Origin of the sequence: Frigoribacterium endophyticum (genome assembly GCF_011759585.1) — a bacterium.
Taxonomy (GTDB): domain Bacteria; phylum Actinomycetota; class Actinomycetes; order Actinomycetales; family Microbacteriaceae; genus Frigoribacterium; species Frigoribacterium endophyticum.
The window spans coordinates 1,043,467-1,068,270 of record NZ_JAAOYV010000001.1 but is presented as its reverse complement, the minus strand read 5'-3'; the positions used below and the strand labels follow the sequence as shown (position 1 = coordinate 1,068,270).

Here is a 24,804-nt window from a genome sequence, read left to right as displayed (position 1 = left end):
GTCAGGCCCAGTCGACGACGAGCTGGTTCGACGTGCGGAGCACGCTCGCCGAGGTCAGCTGCTCGGGGGTGAGGTCGGCATCGCTGCTCACGCGGAACGTCACGGACTCCCCGGGCAGCAGGGTGACCATCATGTCGTCGACGACGGCGTGCACGTCGACCTTGTCGACGAGCAGCGTCACGTCGCGAGCCAAGGAGGCGCTGGTCACCACGACGTCGTAGCCGCCGTCGACCGCGGTCACGACCGTCGTCAGGTCGGCGGCGGTCAGGGCCGAGTCACGCTGTTCGACCGGGAACCACAGCCCCCGCTCGGCACCGACCGTGGCGACGATCAGCTCGCGGGCGGGATCGCCGAAGGCGGCGACCTCGGCGGGGATCGCGACCGTGGTGGTGGTGCGGGCGTCGAGCGCCAGGTCGACCGTCGCGGAGGCGAGCACCTCGCCCTCGTAGGAGAGCCTCTGGAGGACGACCTGCGCCTCCCACGCCTCGGGCGAGTCGTTCGAGACGGCGGCGACGAGGTCGTCGCCGCGCGGCTGGATCGTGACGAGGCGGTCGGCGTAGACGTGCTTGAGGGCGTAGAGCAGCGGCTTGGCGCGTCCGTAGCCGTCGACGGCGGCCCACGAGGTGACGGGCCAGCAGTCGTTCAGCTGCCAGACGATCGACCCCATCGTGGTGGGGCTCCACGACCGCCAGTGCTCGATGGCGAAGGCGACCGCGTGGGCCTGGTTCAGCGACATCGCCCAGTGCCAGTCCTCGGTGTCGTCAGGCAGCGGGAGGTGCGCGACGAGGCCGTCGGTCAGCTTGTCGTTGCCGTCGGTCGCCTTCTGGTGCCAGATCATGCCGGGCGACTCGGGCGTCAGGGGCGAGTCGGAGATCGACTGCTGGATCGTGGACCAGGTCGCGGGGCCCTGCCAGCCGAACTCGGCGACGAAACGGGGCACGGTGTCGCGGTAGTGCGGGTAGTCGACGCGGTTCCACAGCTCCCAGAGGTGCACCGAGCCGTGCTCGATCTCGTTCGCCGGCCGTTCGGGGTCGCCCGACCAGGGACTGCCCGGCGTGTAGGACCGCTCGGGGTCGAGTTCGGCGACGAGGCGTGGCAGCAGGTCGAGGTAGTAGCCCAGGCCCCAGGTGCGACCCTGGAGGCGCTTCTCCCAGCCCCACTCCTCGAAGCCCCAGATATTTTCGTTGTTGCCGTTCCAGAGCACCAGGCTCGGGTGGGACATGAGGCGCGTCACGTTGTCTCGGACCTCGGCCTCGACCTCGCTGCGGAGCGGCTCCTCCTCGGCGTAGGAAGCGCAGGCGAAGAGGAAGTCCTGCCAGGTCATGATGCCGCGTTCGTCGCACAGCTCGTAGAAGTCATCGGACTCGTAGTAGCCGCCGCCCCAGACGCGCAGCAGGTTCATGTTCGCGAACTCGGCCTGGTCGAGGCGGGCGGCGACGCGGTCGCGGGTGACACGCGTGACGAAGGCGTCGTCGGGGATCCAGTTCGCGCCCCTCGTCCACACCGGCTGGCCGTTGACCACGACGCGGAAGCTGGTGCCCTCGGAGTCGGGCTCGAGCTCGACGACGACCGTGCGGAATCCGATGCGGCTCGACCAGGCGGCTGCGGGCTGGTCGTCGACGACGAGGTCGACGGCGAGGCCGTAGAGGACGGCGTCGCCGTGGCCGCGAGGCCACCAGAGCGCGACGTCGTCGACGTCGAGGTCGACGACGGCCTCGGTCGCGCCCGGGGCGACGTCGACGCTGGCCGTCGCGGCCTCGGCTCCGTCGGGGCTCGCCACGAGGCCGGAGACTGTCAGCGCGGCGTCGGAGCCGGCCGCCCTCTCGATCGTGACGTGGGCGCGGACGTGGCCCGCGCCTCCGTCGGTCGTCACGACGGGGCGGACGCTCTCGACGCGGGCGCCCGACCAGGAGTGCAGGGTGACGGGTTTGAAGATGCCCGAGGAGGCCGCGTCGAGGCCCCAGTCCCAACCGAAGTTGCAGGCCGCCTTGCGGATGGCGTTGAAGGGGTGGGAGTAGGTGTGCGGCCGGTAACCGATGTCGAGGCTGGCCTGGTCGGCGTAGGCGACGGGCGAGGCGAAGTCGACGACGAGGTCGTTGTCTCCGTCGACGAGCACCCCGTCGGCCGGGAGGCGGTAGGTGCGGTGCTGGTTGACGGTGCGTGCCAGCTCGGTGCCGTTGAGGGTGACCGTGGCGACGGTGTCGAGGCCCTCGAACACGAGGTCGTGACGGTCGTGGCCGTCGGGGCTCCACGAGAACGTGGTGCGGTACTGCCAGTCGCTCGCGCCGATCCAGGTGACCTTCTGCTCGTTGCGGTCGAGGTAGGGGTCGGGGATGAGGCCGGCGGTGAGCAGGTCGGTGTGCACGAGGCCGGGCACCGTGGCGGGGACGGTCGCCGAGGCGATGTCGGCGGGCACCGGGCCGCGGGTCGAGCGGACGGACCAGCCGTCGTGGAGCGGGCGGCGAGTCTCGGTCGCGGTGGTGGGGAAGGTGGTGGTCACTTGGTGGCTCCTGCCGTGAGGCCGTTGTAGATGTATCGCTGGAGGAAGAGGAAGGCGATGAGGGTGGGGATGATCACGAGCAGCGTGCCTGCCGCGATGACCTCCCACTGCGCGCCGAAGGGGCCCATGAAGCGGAACAGGGAGGTCGAGATGACGCCGAGGTCCTGCGAGGGCATGTAGAGGAAGGGGATGTAGAACTCGTTGTAGACCGCGATGCCCTTGATGATGACCACCGTCGCGATGGCCGGCTTGAGCAGCGGCAGGACGATCCGCCAGTAGACGGTGAAGCGGCTCGCGCCGTCGAGCATCGCCGCCTCGTCGAGCGAGACGGGGATCGACTGCATGAACTGCAGGAAGATGTAGATCGCGACGATGTCGGTTCCCATGAAGATGAGGATCGCCGCGCCGCGGGTGTTGAAGAGGTCGAGGGCGCTGATGACCTGGAAGGTCGCGACCTGCGTCGTGACCGACGGCACGAGGGTCGCGAGCAGGAACCCTCCGAGCACGAGCTTCCGGCCGCGGAACCGGAACCGGTCGATGGCGTAGGCGGCCATCGTGCCGATCAGGATGGTCCCGACGACGGAGACGACGAGGATGATCCCCGTGTTGACGAAGCCCATCAGCATGCCGCCCTGGGTGAAGGCGGTGACGAAGTTGTCGAGGTTGAGCCAGTTGCCGGGCGGGCTGAGCGGGGCCGTGGTCCGGTACTCGTCGTCCGTCTTGAAGGCGAGCATGACGATGGTGACGAGCGGGACGAGGGCCGCGAGGCACGCGAGCACGAGGCTGACGTACTTGACGATCGTCCCGGTGCGGGCGAGCGCGCGCGAGCGGGTGAGCGACGCGGTGCTGGTCACGAGGCGTCCTCCTTTTTCTCGTCCGGGAACAGCAGCCGCTGCACCGCTGTGATGACGAGCACGATGATGAGCAGGACGACGGCCATGGCGGAGGCGAGGCCGACTTTTGAGAAGCGGAACGCGGTGTCGACGGTCTGGATGACGAACGTCTCCGACCCGTTGGCGCCTCCGGTCATGATGTACGGCATCTCGAACGCCGAGAGGGCACCGGCGATCGCGAGGATGAACGACAGGCCGAGGATGCGTCGGATGCTGGGCACGATGATGTAGAGGAACTTGTGCCAGGACGTCGCGCCGTCGAGGTCGGCCGCCTCGTACTGCTCGGACGGCACCGACTGGATCGCGCCCAAGAAGAGCACGAAGTTCAGGCCCATGTAGCGCCAGACGCTCGTCGCGGCTAGCGAGGTGTTGACGACGCCGGGGTCGCCGAGCCACTGCGGGGTGTTCTCGACGCCGACCAGGGCGGCGAGGGCGTCGAGGGTGCCGCCGGGGCGGAAGAAGTAGAGGAAGACGAGCCCGATCGCGACCCCGTTGATGAGGTACGGGAAGAAGATGATCCCCTTGAACAGGTTCGAGAAGCGGGTCTTGAAGCTGAGGAGGGTCGCGAAGTACAGGGCCAGGACGAGCTGGGCGATGGCGCCGGCCAGGTAGAAGAGGCTGACGAAGAAGACCTGGAAGATCTCGGGCCGGGTGAAGATGTCGACGAAGTTCTCGGGGCCGACGAACTCCTTGACCGGCGACAGGCCGTCCCAGTCGGTGACGCTGTACCAGAGGAGGTTCGCGACGGGCACGTAGGTCAGGACGATGAGGAACGCCAGCGGCACGGCCAGGAAGAGCCACGGGGCGATGCGGAGGCCGCGTCGGCCCACGCGCCCGGCCGAGCCGGCGCCGGGGCGCTTGCCCCGGCGCTGGCCCTTGTCGGTGACGGTCGCCGCGACCTCGGGAGGCGAGGCGAGCTGGGTCATTCGGAGACCTTCTCCTGTGCTGCGGCCCAGCGGTCGTTGAGGTCGGAGAAGAACGACTGCTCGTCGCCGTCGGCTGCGCCGCGGGCTGTGTCGATGAGCTTCTGCTTGTAGCTGTTGCCGAAGATGTCGATCTCGGCCTCGTTGGCGATGTCCGTAAGAAGTGCCTCCTTGCCGACCGGGTCGGGAGCCAGTTCGAGGTACTGCACGTCGAGGGCGGAGAAGTCGGCGAGGGTGTCGGGCTCGGGGTCGCTCTTGACGGGGCTGATGGCTCCCTGGCTCTCGGCGTAGCCGGACTCGTTCGAGAACCAGTCGACCCATGCCTTCGCGGTCGCCTTGTTGTCGCTGTTCTTGCTGACACCGAGGACCTTGTCGCTGGCGGTCACCGAGGTGAACTGCCCGTCGACCTGCCACGGCATCGGCCAGAAGCCGATGTCGTCGCGCGATGCGCCAGCGGCCTCGGCGGCGTCCTGCATCTGGCTGACGGCCCAGGAGCCGAGCACCATCGATCCGATCTTGCCCTGGGCGAGGAGGTTCTTGGACTCCTCCCAGTTGGTGGTGGTCGGGTCGGCCTCGCTGAGGCCGGCCTCGACTGTCTGGTACAGCAGGTCATCGATCTTGTACTGGTCGGTGCCCTCGGTCCACGGAGCGTCGTCCGCGGCCATCTCCATGCGCACGTCCGGGCCCTGCGTGGCCCCGAGGTTGTTCTCGATGGCAGCGAGGGGCCAGCCATCGGCGTAGTTCGTGTAGTAAGGGTCGGCGTCTGTCGAGTCGCGGATCGCCTGGAGGTCGGTAAGGTACTCCTCCTGTGTGGTCGGAGCCTCGGTGATCCCGGCAGCGGCCCAGACCTTCTTGTTGACGACCATGCCCATGGCTGACCCGAAGGTCGAGATGCCGTAGGACTGGCCGTCGTAGGCACCGGCGTCGACGAAGCGGTACTTCTCGCTCATCTCGTCGACCGTGCCGAGGGGCTCGAAGAAGCTCGCGTACTGGTCCTTCGTGACGTTCGAGCTGGGGATGAGCAGCGCGTCCCCGTAGTCCTTCGAGTTCAGGCGGATCTTGACGTCGCCCTCGTAGTCGGTCAGCGCCTCGAACTTCACGCTCGTGCCCGGGTACTTGTCCTCGAACGTCTTCGCGTAGTCGGCGAAGGTGGTGTCGACGAGGTCGGTGCGGTTGGTGAGCACGGTGATCTCGCCCGAGGGATCGCCGTCGTCGTTGGACGCGGACGAGCAGCCGGTCAGGCTGATCGCGGTGAGCGAGACCATCGCCATGCCCATGAGTGCTGTCTTCTTCATGTGTGCGAACTCCTTCGTTCGTGGGTGCCGGCGGGGTGCCTCGGCCGTTCTGTCCGGCAGGTCTCGGCGGGTGCGAGCTGGTCGGGTGCCTCAGCTTCACCCGCGGCGTCGCGCCCTGTCAAGACTTTGATTATTAATTTATGCACAATGGATCGGAGGATGAGGGCGAGAGGGACGGAGTGGCGCCGCACTCGGAGCGTCAGTGGGAGGGCGGGCCAGTCGTCGCCCGGGGCACGAAGACGATGGGCGGTGCCTCGAGCGTGGGTGGTCTCTGACCGTCGAGCACGGCCAAGACCGTCTCGCCCACCATCTCGCCGATGCGCTGGACGTCGTGGCTGAGGGCGGAGAGCGGCGGCTCGGAGAGCTGGCACTGGGCCGAGTCGTCCCATGCGACGAGCGAGAGGTCACCGGGCACGCTGAGACCGCGGCGTCGTGCCTCTGCAAGTCCGCCGAGCGCCATGAGGTCGTTGTCGAAGACCACTGCGGTCACAACAGCCGGGGCGCTTTCGATGATTTGGTCGTCAGAGTCGACCTGGGTGTCGAGTAGTGCCGAGAGGGCTCGCTCGCCCGACTCGAACGAGTAGTCGCCCGTCACCGTCGCCGCGATCAGCCCCCGATCGTCGCAGACCGACACGAAGGTGTCCCGGCGCGCGACGGAGTGGGCGAGGCGCAGCGGTCCGCTGACGTGGGCGAGACGGACGTGGCCCAGCAAGGCCAGCGCATTCACCGCCTCTTCGACGGCGACGTCGTCGTTCGTCCAGACGGCCGGGAGCCCACTCGAGATGGCGGGTGATGACACCGAGATCGCAGGCAGGTCGAGCTCGGCGACCATGGACACGCGCGGGTCGTCCACGCTCAGGTCGACGAGCACCACGGCATCCACGACGCCCCCGGCCGACCACCGGCGGCACAGGTCGAGTTCAGCCTCGCGGTCAGGAAGGACCCTGAGCAAGACCGCATGCCCCCGCGGCCGCACGACACGGTCGAGGCCGGCGGTGAGCTCGTGGAAGTACGGCTCGGCCCCGTAGATCTCGCTGGGACGCACCAGGGTCAGGCCGATCGGCCGCGGGAGGCGCGACGGACTGTCGCTCTCGTCCAGGGTCGCGTCTCTCATCGCTTCGTCCTCCTCGGCCCCGATCATGGTGCCGTGCGCTCTCTCGTGACCGCTATCGTGTCACCGACGCGGGCCAGCACCACACCAGGGCTCGCCCGAGGTGCGGAGGACGACGTGGCCAGACCCGAGTCCTCCGCGTCCGGGCCGGGCAGCAGGGCACTCGTCGTCGATGTCATCCGCTCGTCCGGCCCCATCAGCAGGGTCGAGCTGACCGAGACGACCGGCCTGACCCAGCCCAGCATCTCCAACATCGTCCGCAAGCTGCTCGTCGAGGGCATCGTGCGAGAAAGCGGTCGGGTGGCCTCGGGCGGCGGCAAGCCTCGGACCCTCATCGAGATCAATCCTGGGGCCCTCTACGCGGTGGGCGTCCAGCTCGGTTTCGAGTCGATGACCTTCGTGGCGACGGGTGCGGGAGGGGGGATCGTTGCTCGGCAGCTCGTGGACGGTGCGTCGCTCGACTCGCCGGACGAGGTGACCGAGCGCCTCGTGGCGCAGTTCGACGCCTTCGTCGACGCCGCTGGCATCTCGCGGGCGTCGATCGCTGGTGTCGCCGTGGTCGCACCCGGCCCGCTGTCGGCCGACCACGGTGCCATCCTCCGCTCGCCGACGCTCCGCAGGTGGGAGGGCTTCTCGCTCCGCGACAGGCTCTCGGAACGCCTCGACGTCCCCGTCCTGATCGACAACGACGCCGCGGCCGCGGCCGTGGGCGAGTTCTGGACGCGTCGTGTCCCCCGCACCGAGACCTTCGCCGGCATCTACATGGGCACGGGCCTCGGCGCCGGCATCATCATCGACGGGGCCTTGTACCGCGGTGCGAGCTCGAACGCCGGCGAGCTCGGGCACACGTCGGTCGACCTCGACGGCGAGCCATGCTTCTGCGGCAACCGAGGATGCGTGGAACGTTATGCGGCGCCCGCCGCCGTCCTGCTCCAAGCCCGTGAGCAGTCAGGACGCTTGACCGGCCTCGGACTCGCCTTCGAGGATCACACCGTTGCCCAAGACTTCGACCGTCTGGCTCGCGCCGCTGTGGGCGGGCACCCTGTCGCCGAGAGCTTGATCGCCACGTCCGCGCGCTATCTCGCCGCCGCCGTCGTGTCGTTCGTCAACGTCCTCGACGTCGACCGGCTCGTGCTCTCCGGTCCGAGCATCGCGGTCGCGGGTTCCGTGTACGCCCGGGCCGTCCGAGAACGTCTCATGGAGAGCGCCTTCGCTCGGCAGTCGCACGACGTCCGAGTCGAGTTGGCCACCAACCCGAGAGACTCAGCCGCGATCGGAGCAGCAGCGCTGGTCTTGCAGAGCTCTGTCTCTCCAGGACACGGCCCGCAGCTCATTCAGCCGAACTGACCAGCGGAACCCCGGAGCCAGACCCACGATCTGAGCGAGGGTCCTCCCAAGCAAGATGCGATTGGCGTCCACGACGTAGGACAGTGGATCGTCCAGCACCAACACCACACCGACACGAGAATACTTGTCGAACGGTATAAAAGGCATTGCTTTCGCAAAGACTGGCTTCTGACCGGCAATTTCTAGAGTGGGCCCTGCCGGGCTCGAACCGACGACATCCACGGTGTAAACGTGGCGCTCTACCAACTGAGCTAAAGGCCCCTGCACCGCGGGTGCGCGGCGGGACGATGCTACCGCGGCCGAGGCCGGGGCCCGTCGCGTCAGGCGGGGACGGGCACCAGCGCGTCGAGGGCCGTGCGGTAGTCGTCGATCGAGCGGGCCTGGCCGGGCTCGGTGACGAAGTGCTCGCGGATCACGCCGTCGACGTCGATGAGGAAGGTGGCGCGCGTCGCGAAGCCCTTGTGGTCGAGGAACACGCCGTACTCCTTCGAGACCTCGCCGTGGGGCCAGAAGTCGGCGAGCATCGTGAAGTCGTAGCCCTCGTCCTCGGCGAACGCCCGCAGCGTCGCCTTCGAGTCGACGGAGATGCCGATCAGCTCGACGCGGTGGTCCTGGAACATCGACAGGTTGTCGCGCAGCGTGCACAGCTCGGCGGTGCAGGTGCTCGAGAAGGCAAGCGGGAAGAAGACCAGCGCCACGGGCTTGACGCCCCGGAAGTCCGAGAGCCGGACGTGCTCGCCGAACTGGTTCGGCAGGTCGAAGTCAGGTGCCTGGATATCGTTCTCCAGAGCCATTGCGCGTTCCTCCCTCGTCGGCACGGTCGGCCGGCGATGACACGATCGTCGATACTACGCCGGAGGCGCGCGGCCGCAAGGCCGTTCGCCCGCGGCGTGCCGACGGCCGGCTCCCGACGCCTCCCAGCGGCTGCCGAGCCTCCGTCGGCGGAGGCAACTAGACTCGACCAGTCAGACGCCGACGACTGCCGTTACCCGGCCGTGTCAGCCCTGGCGTCTGCCTGCCCGAGACGGGTGGCAGCTGATGTCAACCACGAGTGATAGAGGTCAAGGGTGACGGTAAACGACCAGGATCCGTACACGGTCGACAAGGCCGATCGCGATCCGGAAGAGACCGCCGAGTGGCGGGAGTCGCTCGACTCCCTCGTCGCGACGCAGGGCCACGAGCGCGCGCGCGAGATCATGAAGAGCCTGCTGACGCGGTCGAGCGAGCTGCACCTCGGGGTCCCGATGGTCCCGAAGACGGACTACGTCAACACGATCGCCCCGGAGGACGAGCCCGAGTTCCCCGGCGATGAAGACCTCGAGCGCCGGTACCGTCGCTGGATCCGCTGGAACGCCGCCGTCACCGTGCACCGTGCCCAGCGCCCCGGCATCTCCGTCGGCGGCCACATCTCCACCTACGCCTCCTCCGCCGCGCTGTACGAGGTCGGCTACAACCACTTCTTCCGCGGTCAGGACGCCCCCGGCGGCGGCGACCAGATCTTCTTCCAGGGCCACGCCTCCCCCGGCATGTACGCCCGCGCCTACCTCGAGGGGCGCCTCGGCACTGAGCAGCTCGACGGCTTCCGTCAAGAGAAGTCGCACCACACCGGCGGCCTCAGCTCCTACCCGCACCCCCGCCTCATGCCGTCGTTCTGGCAGTTCCCGACCGTGTCGATGGGCCTCGGCCCGATTAACGCGATCTACCAGGCCCAGGTCGCCAAGTACCTCACGAACCGCGGCGTCAAGGACGCCTCCGACCAGCAGGTCTGGGCCTTCCTCGGCGACGGCGAGATGGACGAGGTCGAGAGCCGCGGCCAGCTCCAGGTCGCCGCGAACGAGGGGCTCGACAACCTCAACTTCGTCATCAACTGCAACCTGCAGCGCCTCGACGGCCCCGTCCGCGGCAACGGCAAGATCATCCAGGAGCTCGAGAGCTTCTTCCGCGGTGCCGGCTGGAACGTCATCAAGGTCGTCTGGGGCCGCGAGTGGGACGACCTGCTCGCCCGCGACACCGAGGGCGCCCTGCTCAACCTCATGAACACGACGCCCGACGGCGACTTCCAGACGTACAAAGCCGAGAGCGGCGCCTACGTCCGGGAGAACTTCTTCGGCCGCGACCCCCGCGCCCTGGAGCTCATCAAGGACTTCACCGACGACCAGGTCTGGAACCTCAAGCGCGGCGGCCACGACTACCGCAAGGTCTACGCGGCGTTCAAGGCGGCCTCCGAGCACAAGGGCCAGCCGACCGTCATCCTGGCGAAGACGGTCAAGGGCTACGGCCTCGGCCCGTCGTTCGAGGGGCGCAACGCGACCCACCAGATGAAGAAGCTGACGCTCGACAACCTCAAGCAGTTCCGTGACGAGATGCGCATCCCGGTCTCCGACGCGCAGCTCGACGAGAACCCCTACCAGCCGCCGTACTACCACCCCGGTGACGGCGACGAGGCGATCCAGTACCTCCACGAGCGCCGTCGCGCGCTCGGCGGCTACGTGCCCGAGCGCCGCTCGAAGTACACGCAGGTCGCCGTGCCCGAGCAGAAGTCGTACGACGTCGTCAAGAAGGGCTCCGGCAAGCAGGAGGTCGCCACGACGATGGCCTTCGCGCGCCTCCTGAAGGACCTCCTGCGCTCACCCGACTTCGGCCACCGCATCGTCCCGATCATCCCGGACGAAGCGCGCACCTTCGGCATGGACGCCTACTTCCCGACGTCCAAGATCTACAACCCGAACGGCCAGCACTACACGTCGGTCGACCGTGAACTCCTCCTCGCCTACAAGGAGAGCCCCCAGGGACAGCTGCTGCACGTCGGCATCAACGAGGCCGGCGCCTTCGCGGCCTTCACGGCCGTCGGTACCTCGTACTCGACCCAGGGCGAGCCGCTCATCCCGGTCTACGTCTTCTACTCGATGTTCGGGTTCCAGCGCACCGGCGACGCCATGTGGGCCGCCGGTGACCAGATGGCACGCGGCTTCATCATCGGCGCCACCGCGGGCCGCACGACGCTGACCGGCGAGGGCCTGCAGCACGCGGACGGCCACTCGCTCCTGCTCGCCTCGACGAACCCGGCCGTCGTCTCGTACGACCCCGCGTTCGGCTACGAGCTCGGCCACATCGTCAAGGCGGGCATGGACCGCATGTACGGCACGACGGAGGACGGCTCGCCGGCCCACTCCGACCCGAACGTCATGTACTACATCACCGTCTACAACGAGCCGATGGCCCAGCCCGCCGAGCCCGACGACCTCGACGTCGACGGGCTGCTGCACGGCATCTACAAGCTCAAGGGCGCCGACAACCTGGGCCCGCGCGCCCAGCTGCTCGCGTCCGGCGTGGGCGTGCCGTGGGCCCTGGAGGCGCAGCAGCTGCTGGCCGACGACTGGAACGTCGCGGCCGACGTCTGGAGCGTCACCTCCTGGAACGAGCTGCGCCGCGAGGGCCTCGCCGCCGAGGAGCACAACTTCCTCAACCCCGGCGCCGAGCAGCGCACCCCCTACGTCACGGAGAAGCTCCGGGGCAGCGAGGGCCCGTTCATCGCCACCAGCGACTTCATGGCCGCCGTGCCCGACCAGATCCGCGAGTTCGTGCCCGGCGACTACCTGACGCTCGGTGCCGACGGCTTCGGCTTCTCCGACACGCGCGCCGCGGCCCGTCGGTTCTTCAAGATCGACGGCCCGTCGATGGTCGTCCGCACGCTGCAGGCCCTGGCCCGCCGCGGCGAGGTCGACCCGAGCGTCGTCCAGCAGGCGATCGACCGCTACCGGCTGCACGACGTGACGGCCGGCACCAGCGGCAGCGCCGGCGGGGAGAGCTGACCGCGACGTGAGCGCTGAGCGGGTGTCGCACTCGCCCATGGAACCGTCCGCCGCCACGAAGGAGCGCACGCTCGCGTGGCTGCGGACGGTCTCGGGCGAGCTGTCGACGGCGACGATCAAACGCCTGGAGGAGACCCTGCCCTGGTACGGCGACATGCCGCCCGGGCGGCGCTCCGCTGTGGGGCTCGTCGCCCAGGCCGGCATCACGTCGTTCATCAGCTGGTTCGACAACCCCCAGTCGACGCCCTGGATCGCCGCCGACGTCTTCGGGGCAGCTCCGCGCGAGCTGCTCCGGAGCGTCAGCCTGCAGCAGACCCTGCAGCTGATCCGCGTGACGGTCGAGGTCGTCGAGGAGCGGGTCAAGGACGGCGACGACTCCCTCCGCGAGGCGATCCTGCTCTACTCGCGTGAGATCGCGTTCGCCTCCGCCGACGTCTACGCGCGGGCCGCGGAGGCACGCGGCCTCTGGGACGCCCGTCTCGAGGCCCTCGTCGTCGACTCCATCCTCAGCGGCGAGTACGACGACGAGCTGCCGAGCCGCATCGCCGCGCTCGGCTGGCACGGGCACGGCGAGGTCTCCGTCCTCGTCGGCACCGCCCCGCGGATGCTCGACGTCGACATGCTCCGGCGCACGGCCCGGCACCTCGAGGCCGACGTGCTCATCGGCGTGCAGGGCAGCAGGCTCGTCCTCGTCATCGGCCGCGCCGAGCAGGTCGTCTCCGACACGGACGGCGAGACGGCCGCCCCCGACCGCCGCACGTCGTTCACGGAGATCGCCTCGGCTCTCGAGCCCGGGTTCGGCGACGGGCACCTCGTCCTCGGCCACGAGGTGCTGAGCCTCGTCGATGCGTCCAAGAGCGCCAAGGCAGCCCTCGCCGGCTTCGCCGTGGCGCGGTCGTGGCGTGCCGCACCCCGCCCTGTCCTGGCCGACGACCTCCTGCCCGAGCGGGCCCTCGCCGGCGACCCCGTCGCCCGGTCGACCCTCGTCAACCGCGTCTACAAGCCGCTCAAGAACCACTCCACCGAGCTCCTGACCACCCTCTGGTGCTACCTCGACAACGGGCGCTCGCTCGAGGCGACGGCCCGCGAGCTCTTCGTGCACCCGAACACCGTGCGCTACCGCCTCAAGCGCGTCTCCGACGTCATCGGCTGGGACGCCACCGGCGCCCGGGAGGCCCTCATCCTCCAGAGCGCGCTCATCCTCGGCTCGATCGCCGACCACGACGCCCCGGTCACGCGTCGCCGCTGACGCGTGCCGGAGGCGGCGCCTCGTGGAGATCGACAAGGCTCGTCGCGATCTTTGGTCGAGTTGCTACACCACGGCCCACGGTGTCGAGGGCATGATGGAGCAGTGATCGTTGTCGTAGCGCCCGGGCAGGGCTCCCAGTCCCCCGGCTTCCTCGCCCCCTGGCTCGCCGACCCGGAGAGCCGCGGCCTCCTCGAGACGCTGAGCACGGCCTCCGGCCTCGACCTGGTCGCGCACGGCACGACCTCCGACGCCGACACCATCCGCGACACCGCGGTGGCGCAGCCGCTCATCGTCGCCGCCGGCCTGCTGACGGCGCACGCCCTCTTCGCCCGCGTCGACCGCGGCCGGGTCGGCGGCGTCGCCGGCCACTCCGTGGGCGAGTTCACCGCAGCAGCGGTCAGCGGCGTCCTCACCGACGAGGAGGCCGTCCGCCTCGTCGCCGAGCGCGGGCGCGCCATGGCCGCCGCCGCGGCCCAGGTCGAGACCGGCATGAGCGCCGTGCTCGGCGGGGACGCCGACGAGCTCACTGCCCGCCTCGCCGAGCTGGGCCTGTCGCCCGCCAACTACAACGGCGGCGGACAGATCGTCGTCGCGGGTGAGCTGGCCGGCCTCGCGGCCCTCGCCGAGCAGCCCCCCGCCAGGGCCCGGGTCGTCCCGCTGCAGGTGGCCGGCGCGTTCCACACGCGCTTCATGGAGCCGGCCGTCGAGGCCCTCCGCACCGCCGCCTCCTCGGTGACGCCCGCCGACCCGACGCTCCGCCTCTGGACCAACCACGACGGCACCGTCGTCACTTCGGGCCCCCGCTTCGTCGAGCTGCTCGTGGGTCAGGTGGCCTCGCCCGTCCGCTGGGACGCCACGATGGAGTCGTTCGCGGCGGAGGGCGTGACCGGCATCGTCGAGCTCGCGCCGGCCGGCGCCCTGACCGGGCTCGCCAAGCGCGCCCTCCGCGGCGTCCCCAGCGTCGCCGTCAAGACCCCCGACGACCTCCAGGCCGCCGTCGACCTCCTCGAGGGAGCAGCATGACCACCCCCCAGATGAACCAGACCACCGGTGCGGCGTACACGCGCATCCTCTCGCTCGGCGCCGCCCGCGGCGAGAACGTCGTGCCCAACGCCGACATCATCGAGCCGATCAACTCCTCCGACGAGTGGATCCAGCAGCGCACCGGCGTGATCACCCGGGTCCGCGCCTCGAAGGACGTCCACGTCGTCGACCTCGCCGAGACGGCCGCCCGCCAGGCGATCGAGCGCGCCGGCATCCGCCCCGACCAGATCGGGGTCGTGCTCGTCTCGACCGTCAGCGGCGGCGTGGCGACGCCCTCCGTCGCCACCCTGCTCGCCGAGCGCATCGGCGCGAACCCCGCCGCGGCGTACGACATCAGCGCCGCCTGCGCCGGCTACGCCTACGGCATCGCCCAGGCCGACTCGTTCGTGCGCAGCGGCCTCGCCGAGCACGTGCTCGTCGTCGGCGCCGAGAAGCTCAGCGACATCATCGACCCGACCGACCGCACGATCTCGTTCCTCCTCGCCGACGGCGCGGGCGCGGCGATCGTCGGCCCGAGCGACACGGTCGGCATCTCACCGACCGTCTGGGGCTCCGACGGCAGCAAGTGGGACGCGATCGGCATGACGTCGACCATGCAGGAGTACCGCGAGGGCGCCGGTGAGGTCGCCTGGCCGACGCTCCGCCAGGAGGGCCCCACGGTGTTCCGCTGGGCCGTCTGGGAGATGGTCAAGGTCGCGAAGCTCGCCCTCGAGCGGGCCGGCGTCACGAGCGACCAGCTCGCCGCCTTCGTGCCGCACCAGGCCAACATGCGCATCATCGACGAGTTCGCCAAGCAGCTCGGGCTGCCCGACACCGTCGTGATCGGCCGCGACATCGCGACCACCGGCAACACCTCGGCCGCCAGCATCCCGCTCGCGACGCACCGCCTGCTCGAGGAGCACCCCGAGCTCAGCGGCGGCCTGTCGCTGCAGATCGGCTTCGGCGCGGGCCTCGTGTTCGGCGCCCAGGTCGTCGTCCTGCCGTAGCGCGCCGCGCCTCCCCCTCGCCCCCGCCTGTATAGGCTCTACCTCGGTCACCACGACACCCCCTCAAGGAGAACAACACCATGGCACTGTCCACCGAAGAAGTCCTCGCCGGCCTGGCCGAGCTCGTCAACGACGAGACGGGCATCGCGACCGACACCGTCGAGATGGACAAGTCGTTCACCGACGACCTGGACATCGACTCCATCTCGATGATGACGATCGTCGTCAACGCAGAAGAGAAGTTCGACGTGAAGATCCCCGACGAAGAGGTCAAGAACCTCAAGACCGTCGGCGACGCCGTCACCTTCATCACCAAGGCGCAGGACTAACGACGTCGCGGCCCGGCCCGGCCCGCAGGGGCCGGCCGGGCGCACCCGTTCCGCCGCTCTCCGTCGCGCCCCCGCACGGCCGGGCGACAGCGCCACTCCAGGGAGAACCGTCATGACCAAGAAGATCGTCGTCACCGGCATCGGTGCGACCTCGCCCCTCGGCGGCACCGCCGTCGACAGCTGGGCCAACCTCCTCGCCGGCCAGTCCGGCATCACGACCCTCGAGCAGGACTGGGTCGCCAAGTACGAGCTGCCCGTCACCATCGCTGGCCAGGCGCGGACGCCCTCGGCCGACGTGCTCGACCGCCGCGAGACGAAGCGGCTCGACCCCTCCAGCCAGTTCGCCCTCACGGCGGCGCGCGAGGCCTGGGCCGACGCGGGCTCCCCCGAGGTCGTCCCCGAGCGCTTCGGCGTCGACTGGGCCACCGGCATCGGCGGCGTCTGGACCCTCCTCGACGCCTGGGACACCCTCCGCGAGAAGGGCCCCCGCCGGGTCCTGCCCATGACCGTCCCGATGCTCATGCCCAACGGCCCCGCCGCGGCCATCTCGATGGGCCTCGGCGCCCGGGCCGGCGCCCGCACCGTCGTGTCGGCCTGCGCCTCCAGCACCGAGTCCATCGCCAACGCGTACTCGCACCTGCAGCAGGGCCTCGCCGACATCATCATCGCGGGCGGCTCCGAGGCGGCGATCCACCCCATGCCGCTCGCGTCGTTCGCGGCCATGCAGGCCCTCTCGAAGCGCAACGACGACCCGGCGACCGCCTCGCGCCCGTACGACGTCACCCGCGACGGCTTCGTCCTGGGCGAGGGAGGCGCGGCGCTCGTCCTCGAGACCGAGGAGCACGCGCTCGCCCGCGGCGCCAAGATCTACGCCGAGCTGATCGGCGGCGACGTGACCAGCGACTCGTACCACATCACCGCCCCCGACCCCGAGGGCTCCGGAGCGGCTCGTGCCGTCGTCGCCACGCTCGAGGCCGCCGGCGTCGAGCGCGAGCAGGTCGTGCACGTCAACGCGCACGCCACGAGCACGCCGGTGGGCGACATCGCCGAGTACCGCGCCATCAAGCGCGTCTTCGGCGACCACACCTCCAAGCTCGTCGTGTCGGCCACGAAGGCCGCGACCGGGCACCTCCTCGGCGGGGCCGGCGCGATCGAGGCGGTCTTCACCGTCAAGGCGCTGCAGGAGAAGATCGCTCCCCCGACGATCAACGTCACGCAGATGGACGACGAGATCGACCTCGACGTCGTGCTCGGCGAGCCGCGTCGCCTCCCCGACGGCCAGATCGTCGCGATCAGCAACTCGTTCGGCTTCGGAGGCCACAACGCGGTCATCGCGTTCCGCTCGGTCTGACCACGGCGCGACGCGCCTCGACGCGTCGCAGCGAGCACGACGAAGGCCGGCACCCGCGAGGGTGCCGGCCTTCGTCACGTGACCCGGGAGGCGCGGGTCGGCCGAGCGGTCAGCCCACCTTGTGCAGCCACACGACGGGGTTGCCCTCGCCGCTGTGGCGGAACGGCTCGAGCTCGTCGTCCCACGCCTGCCCGAGCGCGAGCCGGAGCTCGCGGTGCAGCTCGAGCGCGTTCGAGCCCGCGATATCCATGGCGTACCGGATGCGGTCCTCGGGGACGACCGTGTTGCCCGCGGTGTCGGTCTGGGCGAAGAACACGCCGAGGTCGGGCGAGTGCATCCACCGCCCGCCGTCGTTCTCGGCGCCCGGGTCCTCCGTCACCTCGTAGCGGAGGTGCTCCCAGCCCCGGAGGGCAGAGGCGATGCGGGCACCCGCGCCCTCGTCTCCCTGCCAGGAGAACTCGGTGCGCTGGGAGCCCTTCAGCACGGGCTGGTCGACCCACGCGAAGTTGACGGCGTGCCCGAGGGCACGACCGACCGCCCACTCCACGTGTGGGCACAGTGCACGAGGGGATGAATGCACGTAGAGCACTCCCCGAGCCATTGCAGCAGCCACGATTCCTCCATTCGGTCAGGTGCGACTTCCCCATCGACCTCTCGAACGGTGCAGCTCGGCTGCGATCGTTGCTCTCGTGCGTGTTCAGTTGTGCGCGGGCGAGCCCGCTGGGGAGATCATCGCAGATGCCGCCCGTGCATCACAACCGTGTAACAGCTGTGCGCCCGGGCGCGTCGGCGTGGGCGGACGAGGCGCGCGCCGCGGGCCGGCCCGTCACTTGGCCTGCGAGTAGTCGTCGACGACCGCCACTGTGAGCGGGAACCGCACCGGCGCCGAGCCGAAGAGGAGGCGCCCGGCCTCCGCCGCGGCCTCCGTGACGATCTCGGCGACCTCCGCCGCCGCCTCCCGCGGTGCCTGCAGCACGACCTCGTCGTGGAGGAAGAAGACGAGGTGCGGAGCGCCGTCGCCGAGGTGGCCCCAGCGGTCGTGCACCCGGGAGCGCAGCGCGCCCATCCAGCACAGCGCCCACTCCGCGGCGGTGCCCTGGACGACGAAGTTGCGCGTGAATCGGCCCCACGAGCGCGCGTCGCGGTCGACCGCGGCGCGGGGCATCTCGGGCGGCAGCTCGTCGGCGCCGTCGGCCGACGAGGGCGAGGTGCGGCCGAGGAGCGTGCTGACCACGCCGCCCGCCTCGCCCGTCCGCGCCGCGTCCTCGACGAACTGCATCGCCTGGGGGAATCTCCGTGCCAGCCGGGGCACGAGGCGCCCGCTCTCGCCCTGGGTCGCACCGTACATGGCGCCGAGCATCGCGACCTTCGCCTCGGCGCGGCTCGCGACGGCACCGCTCGCGACGATGCCCTCGTAGAGGTCGCCCTCCCCCGCGGCGGCCATCGCCCGGTCGCCGCTGAGGCCGGTGAGGATGCGCGGCTCGAGCTGCGAGGCGTCGGCCACGACGAGCGACCAGCCCGGGTCGGCCACGACGGCGGCGCGCACCGCCCTCGGCAGCTGCAGCGCGCCTCCCCCGCTCGTCGCCCAGCGCCCGGTCACGACCCCGCCCGGCACGTAGTCGGGGCGGAAGCGGCCGTCGTGCACCCACGCGTCGAGCCAGGCCCAGCCGTTCGCGACGAGCAGCCGCTGCTTCTTCTTGTACCGCAGCAGGGGCTCGACGACGGGGTGGTCGTGCCGCTCGAGCTCCCACTTGCTCGTCGACGCGGCCATGACGCCGGCGCCTTGCAGAGCCCGGACGAGCTCGGCGGGCGAGTCGGGGTTGAGGTCGGGCGCCCCGAGCGCCTCGCGCACCTCGGCGAGGTCGGCGCGCATGCGGCTCGGGCGCTCGCCCGGCGCGGGCCGCGGCCCGAGGATCTCGGTCAGCAGCCGGTCGTGCACGACGGGCGACCAGGGCACGCCGCGGTGACGCATCTCGACGGCGATCAGGGCCCCCGTCGACTCGGCGGCCGTCAGCAGCTCGAGCCTGCCCCGCCCCGCGGCGGCCTCGATCGCCGCACGCTGACGGGCGAACTCGGCCGCGGGGTCGGGGAGGGACTCGGGCAGGACGTCGAAGAGCCCGTCCCGCGGGGACTCGCTCGCCTGGGGCACGTCCCACGGCCCCCGAGGGGCCCCGTGCAGCTCGGAGCCGACGGTGGCGGTCGAGGCACGCAGCAGGGCGTGGCACAGGCGCAGGTCGACGCAGCGGGCGACGCGGACGCCGGCCTCGAGGAGGCGCGGGTACCACCGCGGGGTGTCGTCCCAGACCCAGCGGGGCCGCGACGCGACCTCGGGGTCGGCCTCGCGCCTCCTGACCACCTCGGCGAGCTCGCCGTCGGCGATCGTGCGGGAGGGACCGGGAGCGAGCGGGGCGCCCGGGGCCTCGCGGCTCCACGGCGTCAGCTCGACGTCGCCGTCGTCGAGACGGCGGACGAGGATGAACACCCGTCGATCTTGCCACCTGACGGGGGCCCGCCCGGCCGCGCCCCTGCGCTACTCGTGCAGCGGGGCCCCGGCCGTGTCGAGCACGGTCTTCTCGCCCGCCTCGACCGCGACCGTGAGCCGGTTCTGCGGCGGCGGCACCGGGCAGTTGAACGCGTAGCTGAAGGCGCAGGGCGGCAGCACCGCCCGGTTGAAGTCGAGCACGATCGTGCCGTCGTCGGACGGCGTCGGGAAGAGGAAGCGGCCGACGGAGTAGGTGCTGTCGCCGGTCGTGCCGTCGGAGAAGACGAGCTGGAGGCGGTCGCCCTGCCCGGCCGGGAACGCGACCAGCTCGTGCTCGACGCCGCCCAGGGTGACGCGGATGACGCCCGGCAGCGGCTTCGGCCGGCTCAGCTCGAGGTCGGCCTGGTGGCGGATGTCGACCTCCGCCCCCTCCTCGCTGCGGACGAACTCGGCGGTGACGACCCAGGCCGGGTCGTGGGGGAACGCGTCGATCTCGCCGAAGCGGCCGATGTCGGGCGACGCGGCGTCCCAGACGCGGAGCGCCCAGCTCGTGCGGTCGTCGTTCGCGACCACGGTGCCGGTGACGGTGTCGGAGAACCGCACGCTGCTCGGGGTGATCGCGTCGTCCCCCGAGACCAGCACCGAGCCGTCGACGAGGTCGCCGTCGACCACGATCCCGTCGGAGGCGGCGGCCGTCACCCGCAGACCGGAGACGCCCGCGGAGGTCGGCTCCCACGTGCCCGGCACGCCCCAGATCGGCTGGGGCGAGTCGACCCACTGCGTGTTCACGAGGGCGAGCGGGCCGCGGGCGCCGACGACGTGGGCGTGCCGGAGAGCGCGGAAGCGCTCGAGCTCGGCGGCCGCCGAGGCGGCGTCGGGAGTGCGGGGCGTGGGGTCGGGCGTTCGGGGCGTGGCGTCGGCCATGGGTCCTCCTGGGTCTGTCGGGGTGAACCGTGCGCGGCGTCCGATCATGCCCCGCGTCGTGCTGCGGCGCGGCGCGGAGGGCCGTGCCGCGGCGCGGCGGGCTACGGCGTCGTGTCACCGCCGAGGCGGCGCAGCTGCTCGGCGAACGGCACGACGTCGGCGAACGGGTCGTCGCGCTCGGTGTCGTGGCGGGCGACGAGGGCGGCGAACTCGCCGGCGGCGCGGCTGACGCGCTCAGGCAGGCCCGTCGTCGTCTCGTCTCCCCCGCCCCAGTCCTCCGAGGCGGCGAAGACGGCCGTCGGCGACACGACCGCCCGCAGGTACGAGAACAGCGGCCGGAGCGCGTGGTCGAGCACGAGCGAGTGGCGCGCCGTGCCCGCGGTCGCCCCGAGCAGCACCGGGGTCCCGCTCAGGGCGTCCTTGTCGAGCACGTCGAAGAACGACTTGAACAGGCCGCTGTACGACGCGGTGAACACAGGAGTGACGGCGATCAGGCCGTCTGCCCGCGCGACCTGCTCCAGGGCCGCGGCCAGCGCCTCCGGAGCGAACCCCGTGAGCAGGGCGTCGGTGATCTCGTGCGCCAGGTCGCGCAGCTCGACGACCTCGACGCGGGCGGGCGTCCCGCCGGCGAGCAGCTCACGGGCGGTCGCCTCGGCGAGGCGGTCGGCGAGCAGCCGCGTGGAGGAGGGCTGGCTGAGCCCGGCGCTGACGACGACGACGGTCTTGGTGCTCACGGGGTGGTGCTCCTGTCTGTGGTGCTGATGCTGGTGCGTGCTGGTGCTGGTGCGTGCTGGTGCTGGTGCGTGCCGGGGCTCCGGCCGGCGCTCAGCGCGCGGTGGCGACGGGGTCGGCCTCACGGAGCGCCTGCGCGTCGAGCGCGGCGGCGTCGGCCGCGGCCACCCGCGAGGCGTGGGTGGGCGCCTCGGGCACGCCGGGGGCCCGCCGGGCGTCGAACTCGGCGCGCAGCACCGGGACGACCTCCTCGCCGAGGATGTCGAGCTGCTCGAGCACGGTCTTCAGCGGCAGCCCGGCGTGGTCCATCAGGAACAGCTGGCGCTGGTAGTCGCCGACGTACTCGCGGAAGCCGAGGGTGCGGTCGATGACCTCCTGCGGGCTGCCGACCGTGAGGGGCGTCTGCCGGGTGAAGTCCTCGAGGCTCGGCCCGTGGCCGTAGACGGGGGCCTGGTCGAAGTAGGGGCGGAACGCGGCCTTGGCGTCCTGCGAGTTCTTCCCCAGGAAGACCTGACCGCCGAGGCCCACGATCGCCTGGTCGGCGCGGCCGTGGCCGTGGTGCTCGAAGCGGGTGCGGTAGAGCTCGACCATCTGCTTCGTGTGCGAGGCGGGCCAGAAGATGTGGTTGGCGAAGAAGCCGTCGCCGTAGTACGCGGCCTGCTCGGCGATCTCGGGGCTGCGGATGGAGCCGTGCCACACGAACGGCGCGACGCCGTCGAGAGGCCGGGGAGTCGCGGTGAAGCCCTGCAGGGGCGTCCGGAAGTGCCCCTTCCAGTCGACCACGTCCTCCGTCCAGAGCCGGCGCAGCAGCGCGTAGTTCTCGATCGCGAGGTTGATGCCCTGGCGGATGTCCTTGCCGAACCAGGGGTAGACCGGGCCGGTGTTGCCGCGGCCGAGGGTCAGGTCGACGCGGCCGTTCGTGAGGTGCTGGAGGGTCGCGAAGTCCTCCGCGATCTTGACCGGGTCGTTCGTCGTGATGAGCGTGGTCGAGGTGCTGAGGGTGATCGTCTCGGTCTGCGCGGCGATCCAGGCGAGGAGGGTCGTCGGGCTGGAGTTCACGAAGGGCGGGTTGTGGTGCTCGCCGGCGGCGTAGACGTCGAGGCCGACCTCCTCCGCCTTCTTGGCGATGGTGACCATCGCCTCGAGGCGCTCGTGATCGGTCGGGGTCCGCCCCGTGGTCGGGTCGGTCGTGATGTCGCCGACGCTGAAGATCCCTAGCTGCATGGTGTCCACCCTAGCTCAACTGCATGCGTTTGCATGTAGTTGTCCGAACGCGCGCCTCCCCCTCGGCATTCCCGCCCCGCGAACCTCTCTCCTCTCTCCGTCGACCGCGTCACCGGCACCTGCCCCGAGCCCCGTGCCCATCGCCCCCCTGTCGGCAACTCCTGCTCCCTGCCTCCGACACCGCGACTCCACCCGCTCCGCGCAGCACAGGGCAGGAGTTGCCGACCGAGCACGAGGGGTCATGTGACAGCCGCGAGCGAGCGACCGCACCCAACCCGACCTGGCCGTCTCGCCATCGCCGGGCGCGCCCTCTCCTTCCCATCGTGTCGGCAATTCCTGCTCACACCGTGTCGGCAACTCCTGCTCCCTGCCTCCGACACCGCGACTCCACCCGCTCCGCGCAGCGCAGGGCAGGAGTTGCCGACCGAGGGCGGCGATCCCGAGACCTGCGAGGAGTCGCGGTGGGCGGAGACACGGGCCGTCGCGCACCCGGGGCTCCGGGGCGGACTCGATTCGCCCAGGCGTGTCGGCAACTCCTGCTCAGGCGCGCCCCTCCCGGCCGACGGGGCAGCTCCGGGACCCGGAGCAGGAGTTGCCGACAGGCCGGGGGCGGCAGACGAGACGGTAGGCGGGCGCTCGGACGGGGAGGGGGCCGGTCGAGGGGCCCGGTCGAGGGGGTCGGTCGAGGGGCCCCGTCGGGGCCCGGGGGACGCCGGAGGGAAGGGCGCTGCCCTCCGGTGCGGACGGGGCGCCAGAGCGGGACGAGGAGAGGGAGGAGCGGGTCAGGCCAGCGGGGGCGCGAGGCGGAGGAAGCGCTCGGCGACCTGGGCACGCTCGACGGGCCCGTCGCCGTCACGGTCGATCTGCGGCGAGTCGAACTCGACCCACCAGGTGCGGGCGGACCCGCCGATGGCGGAGACGCCCTGCCAGGCCGAGCCACCGGCCCGCAGCACGACGCCGGTCGGGCCGTAGGGGAAGGGCGACGCGGCGTCCTCGTCGGAGTCGAGCACGTACACCTGCGCCCCGATGCCCATGCGGGCCGGGCCGGCCGCGGGGCCGTCGTCGTCGGACTGCAGGTCGCGCGGTCGCCTCGTGAACATGCGCACATCGTGCCACAGGCACCTCAGCGCGAGGCGCGAGGCGCGAGACGCGAGACGCGAGACGCGGCGCACGACGACGCACCGTACGCGACACCAGTAGGGCGGACGGGACTTGAACCCGTGACCGATCGATTATGAGTCGACTGCTCTAACCGGCTGAGCTACCGCCCCCCGCCGACCCGTCGGGCCGCCGAGGCGGGTCAGGCCGGGTCGACCTCGGTGGTGGGTGCCACCGGCTGACCACGATACAGCCCCTCGAACACGCTCAGCGTGCGCTGGATGTCGTGCCCCTGGATGACCCGCAGGCTGGCCCGCCGCATCGCGAGGTAGTCGTCGTCGGGGAGGGTCAGCACCCGGGTCAGCTTCGCCGCGAGGTCTCGGCTGTCGCCGGGCCGGAAGAGGTGCCCGTTGACGCCCTCCGTCACGAGGTGCGGCAGCGCCATCGCGTCGGCGACGACGATGGGCAGGCCCGACGCCATCGCCTCGAGGCTGGCGATGCTCTGCAGCTCGGCGATCGAGGGCATCGCGAACACCGTGGCGTCCGTGAGCGTCTGCCGCAGGTCGTGGTCGGAGAGGTACCCCGCGAAGGTCACCCGGTCGGAGAGGCCCAGCTCGACGGTCAGCTGCTGCAGCTGCTTCATCAGGTCGCCCCCGCCGACGATCGTCAGCGTGGCGCCGAGGGCAGGGTCGAGCTGGGTCACGGCCCGCAGCAGCACGTCGATCTGCTTCTCGGCGGTGACCCGGCCGACGAACACGATCCGGTTCTCGGCCGGGCGGTCCGTCCTGGCGGTGTAGTCGGCCGCGTCGATGCCGCACGAGACGGCGAGCACGCCGTGCACGTCGACGGCCTGTTCGAGGAAGTCCGCGGCGGCCTGCGTCGGCGTCGTGATGGCCTCGACGCGGCGGAACGTCGAGCTCGCGTCCTTCCACGCCAGCGCGACGGCGGTGGCCCGGAGCCCCTGAGGCAGCCCGGTGTGCTCGAGGAGGTTCTCGGGCATGAAGTGGTTCGTCGCGACGGCGCGGATGCCGAGGCGGTTCGCGACGCGCACGACGGCGCGGCCGATGACGATGTGCGACTGGATGTGGACGACGTCGGGCTTCACCTGCTCGATCACGCGCTCGGCGTTGCGCTGCGCCCGCCACGGGGTCGCGAAGCGCAGCCAGTCGTGCAGCGGCCAGCGCGTGGAGTACAGGCGGTGGACGGTGAGGGTCGTGCCGGCGTGCTGCTCCAGGAACGTGCCGTGCCGACGAGTCGCCGCCGGGGCCAGCACGTGCACGTCGTGGCCACGGTCGGCGAGCCCGACGGCGAGGCGCTCGGCGAAGTTGGCCGCGCCGTTGACGTCGGGCGGAAAGGTGTCGGCGGCGATCAGCACGGTGAGGCGGGCGTCGGAGGCGGCCTCCGGGCGGGTCGGCGCGGCGGGATCGGGGGCGTCGGTCACGTCTCGGGCGTCCTTCGTGAGGCTCGGTGGTCAGGTCGAACGGTGGTCAGGTGAGGCGAGGAG

20 protein-coding genes and 2 tRNA genes are annotated in these 24,804 nt (G+C 71.0%); 7 read left to right on the top strand and 15 right to left on the bottom strand.

The features are described 5' to 3' along the window. Position 1: 1 nt before the first annotated feature. The 5 genes from FHR77_RS04975 to FHR77_RS04955 form a co-directional block, all read right to left on the bottom strand. Positions 2 to 2,500, bottom strand: a complete 2,499-nt coding sequence (locus tag FHR77_RS04975; protein WP_167259063.1) for a glycoside hydrolase family 2 protein — start codon at positions 2,498 to 2,500, stop codon at positions 2 to 4. After that, positions 2,497 to 3,354, bottom strand: a complete 858-nt coding sequence (locus FHR77_RS04970; protein WP_341777225.1) for a carbohydrate ABC transporter permease — start codon at positions 3,352 to 3,354, stop codon at positions 2,497 to 2,499. Before FHR77_RS04970 ends, FHR77_RS04975 begins: the two co-directional genes overlap by 4 nt. Further along, complete coding sequence (locus FHR77_RS04965) at positions 3,351 to 4,319, bottom strand: carbohydrate ABC transporter permease (RefSeq protein WP_167259062.1); 969 nt, start codon at positions 4,317 to 4,319, stop codon at positions 3,351 to 3,353. Before FHR77_RS04965 ends, FHR77_RS04970 begins: the two co-directional genes overlap by 4 nt. Then, entirely contained in the window at positions 4,316 to 5,611 is a 1,296-nt protein-coding gene (locus FHR77_RS04960) for an ABC transporter substrate-binding protein (RefSeq protein ID WP_167259061.1), read from the bottom strand. Before FHR77_RS04960 ends, FHR77_RS04965 begins: the two co-directional genes overlap by 4 nt. A gap of 199 nt (positions 5,612 to 5,810) precedes the next feature. Next, positions 5,811 to 6,725 (bottom strand): LacI family DNA-binding transcriptional regulator, encoded by a 915-nt coding sequence (locus FHR77_RS04955; protein ID WP_208380404.1) that lies wholly within the window; start codon positions 6,723 to 6,725, stop codon positions 5,811 to 5,813. Positions 6,726 to 6,758: 33 nt separating this feature from the next. Here FHR77_RS04955 and FHR77_RS04950 point away from each other — a divergent pair, with 33 nt between their 5' ends. Next, the gene (locus tag FHR77_RS04950) at positions 6,759 to 8,069 is read left to right on the top strand and encodes an ROK family protein (protein WP_208380403.1); all 1,311 of its coding nucleotides are present in this window, start codon (positions 6,759 to 6,761) and stop codon (positions 8,067 to 8,069) included. 188 nt (positions 8,070 to 8,257) lie between these two features. Here FHR77_RS04950 and FHR77_RS04945 read toward each other — a convergent pair. Both FHR77_RS04945 and FHR77_RS04940 read right to left on the bottom strand, forming a co-directional pair. Further along, a tRNA-Val gene (locus FHR77_RS04945) sits at positions 8,258 to 8,330 on the bottom strand. A gap of 59 nt (positions 8,331 to 8,389) precedes the next feature. Then, positions 8,390 to 8,863, bottom strand: coding sequence for a peroxiredoxin (locus FHR77_RS04940; protein ID WP_056054326.1), 474 nt, complete (start codon positions 8,861 to 8,863; stop codon positions 8,390 to 8,392). Positions 8,864 to 9,136: 273 nt separating this feature from the next. Here FHR77_RS04940 and aceE point away from each other — a divergent pair, with 273 nt between their 5' ends. The 6 genes from aceE (at position 9,137) to fabF (ending at position 16,840) form a co-directional block, all read left to right on the top strand. Next, positions 9,137 to 11,881, top strand: coding sequence for a pyruvate dehydrogenase (acetyl-transferring), homodimeric type (aceE, locus tag FHR77_RS04935; protein WP_167259058.1), 2,745 nt, complete (start codon positions 9,137 to 9,139; stop codon positions 11,879 to 11,881). A 37-nt stretch (positions 11,882 to 11,918) separates the two neighbouring features. Next, positions 11,919 to 13,130 (top strand): PucR family transcriptional regulator, encoded by a 1,212-nt coding sequence (locus FHR77_RS04930; RefSeq protein ID WP_167259057.1) that lies wholly within the window; start codon positions 11,919 to 11,921, stop codon positions 13,128 to 13,130. A 102-nt stretch (positions 13,131 to 13,232) separates the two neighbouring features. Continuing rightward, positions 13,233 to 14,153, top strand: a complete 921-nt coding sequence (locus FHR77_RS04925; RefSeq protein WP_167259056.1) for an acyltransferase domain-containing protein — start codon at positions 13,233 to 13,235, stop codon at positions 14,151 to 14,153. Then, positions 14,150 to 15,160 carry a beta-ketoacyl-ACP synthase III gene (locus tag FHR77_RS04920; RefSeq protein WP_167259055.1) on the top strand — a complete coding sequence of 337 codons (1,011 nt, stop codon included), beginning with the start codon at positions 14,150 to 14,152 and terminating at the stop codon, positions 15,158 to 15,160. The genes FHR77_RS04925 and FHR77_RS04920 overlap by 4 nt, the downstream gene beginning before the upstream one ends. Before the next feature lie 80 nt (positions 15,161 to 15,240). Next, complete coding sequence (locus FHR77_RS04915) at positions 15,241 to 15,489, top strand: acyl carrier protein (RefSeq protein ID WP_056054313.1); 249 nt, start codon at positions 15,241 to 15,243, stop codon at positions 15,487 to 15,489. Between the two features lie 112 nt (positions 15,490 to 15,601). Beyond that, on the top strand, positions 15,602 to 16,840 hold the full coding sequence (gene fabF, locus FHR77_RS04910) for a beta-ketoacyl-ACP synthase II (RefSeq protein WP_056054310.1): 1,239 nt from the start codon (positions 15,602 to 15,604) through the stop codon (positions 16,838 to 16,840). Between the two features lie 109 nt (positions 16,841 to 16,949). Here the strand turns inward: fabF and FHR77_RS04905 are convergent, their stop codons facing one another. The 8 genes from FHR77_RS04905 to FHR77_RS04870 form a co-directional block, all read right to left on the bottom strand. Then, complete coding sequence (locus FHR77_RS04905) at positions 16,950 to 17,441, bottom strand: DUF3145 domain-containing protein (RefSeq protein WP_056054307.1); 492 nt, start codon at positions 17,439 to 17,441, stop codon at positions 16,950 to 16,952. Positions 17,442 to 17,666: 225 nt separating this feature from the next. Then, positions 17,667 to 19,322 (bottom strand): bifunctional 3'-5' exonuclease/DNA polymerase, encoded by a 1,656-nt coding sequence (locus tag FHR77_RS04900; RefSeq protein ID WP_341777224.1) that lies wholly within the window; start codon positions 19,320 to 19,322, stop codon positions 17,667 to 17,669. 48 nt (positions 19,323 to 19,370) lie between these two features. Next, on the bottom strand, positions 19,371 to 20,246 hold the full coding sequence (locus tag FHR77_RS04895) for a DUF1684 domain-containing protein (RefSeq protein ID WP_167259054.1): 876 nt from the start codon (positions 20,244 to 20,246) through the stop codon (positions 19,371 to 19,373). 101 nt (positions 20,247 to 20,347) lie between these two features. Further along, positions 20,348 to 20,980, bottom strand: coding sequence for an FMN reductase (locus FHR77_RS04890; RefSeq protein WP_056054301.1), 633 nt, complete (start codon positions 20,978 to 20,980; stop codon positions 20,348 to 20,350). A 91-nt stretch (positions 20,981 to 21,071) separates the two neighbouring features. Further along, complete coding sequence (locus FHR77_RS04885; RefSeq protein WP_167259053.1) at positions 21,072 to 22,202, bottom strand: LLM class flavin-dependent oxidoreductase; 1,131 nt, start codon at positions 22,200 to 22,202, stop codon at positions 21,072 to 21,074. Between the two features lie 782 nt (positions 22,203 to 22,984). After that, positions 22,985 to 23,302 carry a hypothetical protein gene (locus FHR77_RS04880; protein ID WP_056054298.1) on the bottom strand — a complete coding sequence of 106 codons (318 nt, stop codon included), beginning with the start codon at positions 23,300 to 23,302 and terminating at the stop codon, positions 22,985 to 22,987. A gap of 97 nt (positions 23,303 to 23,399) precedes the next feature. Continuing rightward, a tRNA-Ile gene (locus FHR77_RS04875) sits at positions 23,400 to 23,473 on the bottom strand. Positions 23,474 to 23,502: 29 nt separating this feature from the next. Beyond that, positions 23,503 to 24,741 (bottom strand): glycosyltransferase, encoded by a 1,239-nt coding sequence (locus tag FHR77_RS04870; RefSeq protein WP_341777223.1) that lies wholly within the window; start codon positions 24,739 to 24,741, stop codon positions 23,503 to 23,505. Positions 24,742 to 24,804: the final 63 nt, after the last annotated feature.

Bases quoted from the DNA above. Each gene is read 5' to 3' on its own strand.
- FHR77_RS04965 (WP_167259062.1), bottom strand. From the start codon at position 4,319: ATGACCCAGCTCGCCTCGCCTCCCGAGGTCGCGGCGACCGTCACCGAC.
- FHR77_RS04960 (WP_167259061.1), bottom strand. From the start codon at position 5,611: ATGAAGAAGACAGCACTCATGGGCATGGCGATGGTCTCGCTCACCGCG.
- FHR77_RS04955 (WP_208380404.1), bottom strand. From the start codon at position 6,725: ATGAGAGACGCGACCCTGGACGAGAGCGACAGTCCGTCGCGCCTCCCG.
- FHR77_RS04940 (WP_056054326.1), bottom strand. From the start codon at position 8,863: ATGGCTCTGGAGAACGATATCCAGGCACCTGACTTCGACCTGCCGAAC.
- FHR77_RS04930 (WP_167259057.1), top strand. From the start codon at position 11,919: ATGGAACCGTCCGCCGCCACGAAGGAGCGCACGCTCGCGTGGCTGCGG.
- FHR77_RS04920 (WP_167259055.1), top strand. From the start codon at position 14,150: ATGACCACCCCCCAGATGAACCAGACCACCGGTGCGGCGTACACGCGC.
- FHR77_RS04915 (WP_056054313.1), top strand. From the start codon at position 15,241: ATGGCACTGTCCACCGAAGAAGTCCTCGCCGGCCTGGCCGAGCTCGTC.
- fabF (WP_056054310.1), top strand. From the start codon at position 15,602: ATGACCAAGAAGATCGTCGTCACCGGCATCGGTGCGACCTCGCCCCTC.
- FHR77_RS04905 (WP_056054307.1), bottom strand. From the start codon at position 17,441: ATGGCTCGGGGAGTGCTCTACGTGCATTCATCCCCTCGTGCACTGTGC.
- FHR77_RS04895 (WP_167259054.1), bottom strand. From the start codon at position 20,246: ATGGCCGACGCCACGCCCCGAACGCCCGACCCCACGCCCCGCACTCCC.
- FHR77_RS04885 (WP_167259053.1), bottom strand. From the start codon at position 22,202: ATGCAGCTAGGGATCTTCAGCGTCGGCGACATCACGACCGACCCGACC.
- FHR77_RS04880 (WP_056054298.1), bottom strand. From the start codon at position 23,302: ATGTTCACGAGGCGACCGCGCGACCTGCAGTCCGACGACGACGGCCCC.